Here is a 3,269-nt window from a genome sequence, read left to right on the forward strand (position 1 = left end):
CGAAACCGTCCTTGGCGCGATGTTTGATCCCTCGGGAGGCCATGCGGACCCCAACGGTTTGACAATGGCCTTCGCCAAAGGGGCAAGAATGCTTGGCGCCCGTATCCATGAAGGCTGGAAGGTCGAGAGCCTTACAGCTACCGAACATGGCGGCTGGCTTGTATCGGGACCGAACGGCACTATTCAAGCAGATATCATCATCAACGCTGCCGGCCTCTACGCAGACGAAATCGCACAGTTGACCGGGGCAAGGCTTCCGATGATCAACATGCGGCACCATTACCTCATAACGGAGCCGATCGCGGCGGTGCAAGGCATCCGCCGCGACCCTCCAGTCTTCCGTGATGTCGATGCAGGAGTATACGGGCGGCGCGAAGGTGGCGGTATCCTCTTTGGTATTTATGAAGCCGACACCAGGGATTTTGGCGTCGATAAAATGCCGGACGAGTTTTCTCAGCAGTTGTTCGAGCCGGACCTGGACCGATTGCTGCCGTCGTTAGAGCACGTTTTCGAGGCGATCCCCTGTATTGGCCAGACCGGAATCAAGTCCGTGGTCCATGGACCGTTCGTGTTCACCCCGGACCAGCGGCCTCTTCTCGGTTGGATGCCAGGTCAATCAAATCATTTCTGTGCAGCAGGATTCCTCGCCGGCATTTCGATGTCGGGCGGCTTCGGTCAGATGATCGCGGAGTGGATTGTCGAGGGAACGCCGCACCGCGACCTTTCCTCGTGCGACGTGCTCCGTTATGGCGATTGGGCGATCGGTCGCTATACTCATGCTCGCGCTCACGATGCCTATGCGAAACGGTACAAGATTCATTTTCCAAACGAGGAAGTTATCGCTGGGCGTCCAGTTCGTACGACGCCAATGCACGAGCGATATGAGGTTCTCGGAGCTTGTTTTGGCGTTGCAGATGGTTGGGAGCGTCCGAACTGGTTCGCAATCGACCGCCAACCGCCAGTCGAAACGGCGACGTTCCGGCGCTCCGAGGCACATCGGGCAGTGGCGGGAGAGTGCCTGCACGTGCGTGATGAAGCGGGCTACACTGATCTGATCAGTTTCGCCAACTATCTCGTCGAAGGCGAGCAAGCCGCAGACTTCCTGCGTCGCGCGCTTCCCGGTCGGCTCCCGGCGAAGGATGGCGGATTGACGCTGTCGCCGGTTGTCGATGTCAAAGGCGGGCTGCTCGGCGACATGACCATCCTGCGGCTTCAAAGCCATCGCTACATGCTTGTTGGATCCGGCTCGCACTCGAGGATACATCTCCGCCACCTTCTGCCGATCGCGGAAGACATGAACCTCAGGTTCAGCAACCGTACCGAGCAGTGGACCGGATTTTCGATCGCAGGACCAAAAGCCCGTGTTGTAATGGAAGCGCTGTGCAGCGGGACGCCATTGCCCGACTTCTTTGCTGGCATGGAATGCCGGATCGGCGCTCTCGAATGCACCATATTGCGTCTGTCGTACGTAGGTGAACTGTCTTACGAGATTCACTGCGCGATGAAAGATCAGGTTGCCTTGCATGATAAGCTCACGGCTGCAGCGAAGAAAGCTGGCGTCGACTTGAGGCCTTTCGGTGCACGCGCCATGAACTCCATGCGCATCGAAAAAGGCGTCCCGCGCACAGGAGACGAACTAAACGCTGAGATCAGTCCGCACGAAGCCGGGATGGAATGGATGCTTGACCGCACGAACAATCAGTTCGTTTCGCAAACGGGGCTGTCTAACAGAGAAGCAGCGGGTAAGCGTTACGAAATGCGAATGCTTCGATTGGCAGAGCATGAGGTCGACCCAACAGGCGGTGAGCCGTTGTTTCAAGGTTCTAAGGTCGCCGGGTATATTTCTAGCGCAAGCTATGGCCACCGTGTCGGTGCTCCGCTTGCGATCGCATTCATCAAGCCGGAGTATGCGGCTAGCGGTTCCAAGCTGACTGCATGGACTCTCGGTGCGGCAATCGATGCCGAAGTCCTGGAAGGATGCGCTTACGATGTCGAGGGTCAATTGGCCAGAGCCTGACCCATCGTGTGATGCGAACATCGGCTGGGAAAACGCGAGATGAGATCCTCGTCAGGGCGAAACGTGTCGATCACCATGTCGTAGGCGGTTTCGGCTGCGGATCGCGCGCCAAGCCGGAGTCACAGTGCCGGTCGGGTCGGGCCGCAGGATCGAGAGCGCCGAGGAGCGGCTCATGCGGCGTCATCGTGGTACTCGGTGCTTTCGCGCAAGACGTCGAGCACCTCGTCGTGCGTCAACAATCCCTGCGCGATCGCCAGATCGATGAACGGCCGCCGTTCGGCCACCGAGGCATGCACGAGCGCGGCAACGCTAGCGTATCCGAGTTTCGGGACGAAGACTGTCGCGATGGCGGATGACCGCAAGAGGTTATGAAGCGAATGGTGGCGATCGGCTTCAATGCCGGCGATGCACTTGTCGGCGAAAATCCGGGTCGACTTCGCAAGAAGTTCAATGGAGTCGAAGAGGCGCGACGCAATCACTGGCTCGAAATGATTGATTTCGAGCTGCCCCTGGAGCGACGCCAGCGACACTGCCGCATCGTTGCCGACCACCGCGAACGCCACCTGCTGCATCATCATGGGGAGGACTGGATTGATCTTGCCGGGCATGATCGAGGAGCCGGGCTGGACCGAGGGAAGCCGCAGTTCTCCGACCCCGCTGTTCGGGCCCGAAGCGAGGATGATGAGGTCCGAGGCGATTTTTCCGATCACTTCGGCGCAGATGCGAATTTCGGAGGAGACCCTCGCGAAGCCATCGGCGTTCTGCATGGCGTCGAACATGTTCTCGCCTGGGCGAACGTCGGCGCCGACGATCTCCCGCAAGTGCCTGTAGACGGCGCGGCGATAGCCGGGTGCCGAGCCAAGCCCGGTGCCGATGGCAGTTCCACCGAGAGGCAAAACCAGCATCTCGTTCCGCGCAGCCGTCAGCTTCGCCACGAGCCTGCGGATCGCGGCCGCATATCCGCCAAACGCCTGGCCCAAGCGCATGGGCTGTGCCGCCTGCATGCAGGTCCGACCGATCCTCAGCACATGGTCGAAGGCCTTCGCGCGGTCTTCCAACGCCGCCGCCAGATGCGATAGGGCATCGATGAGCGTTTGCGATTTGTCGTAGACCGCGAGCTTCACGGCGGCCGGCAACACGTCGTTAGTCGACTGGCCGGTGTTGACGTGGTCGTTCGGATGGATGCGATCGTAGTTGCCGGGCTGGTCACCCAACAGTTGCAACGCCCGGTTTGCGATCACCTCGTTGACGT

Annotated in this window: 2 protein-coding genes; one reads left to right on the forward strand and one right to left on the reverse strand. The window is 59.7% G+C overall.

What is annotated here, in order from left to right:
• The coding region (locus JOZ76_RS08385; RefSeq protein ID WP_291698157.1) for a GcvT family protein at positions 1-2,017 on the forward strand (2,017 nt) is incomplete at its 5' end.
• A 170-nt stretch (positions 2,018-2,187) separates the two neighbouring features.
• On the opposite strand, the gene JOZ76_RS08390 is transcribed toward JOZ76_RS08385, so the two are convergent.
• On the reverse strand, positions 2,188-3,269 hold a 1,082-nt coding region (locus tag JOZ76_RS08390; protein ID WP_291698158.1), incomplete at its 5' end, for a lyase family protein.

Origin of the sequence: Bradyrhizobium sp., from assembly GCF_019244115.1 — a bacterium.
Classification (GTDB): Bacteria; Pseudomonadota; Alphaproteobacteria; order Rhizobiales; family Xanthobacteraceae; genus Bradyrhizobium.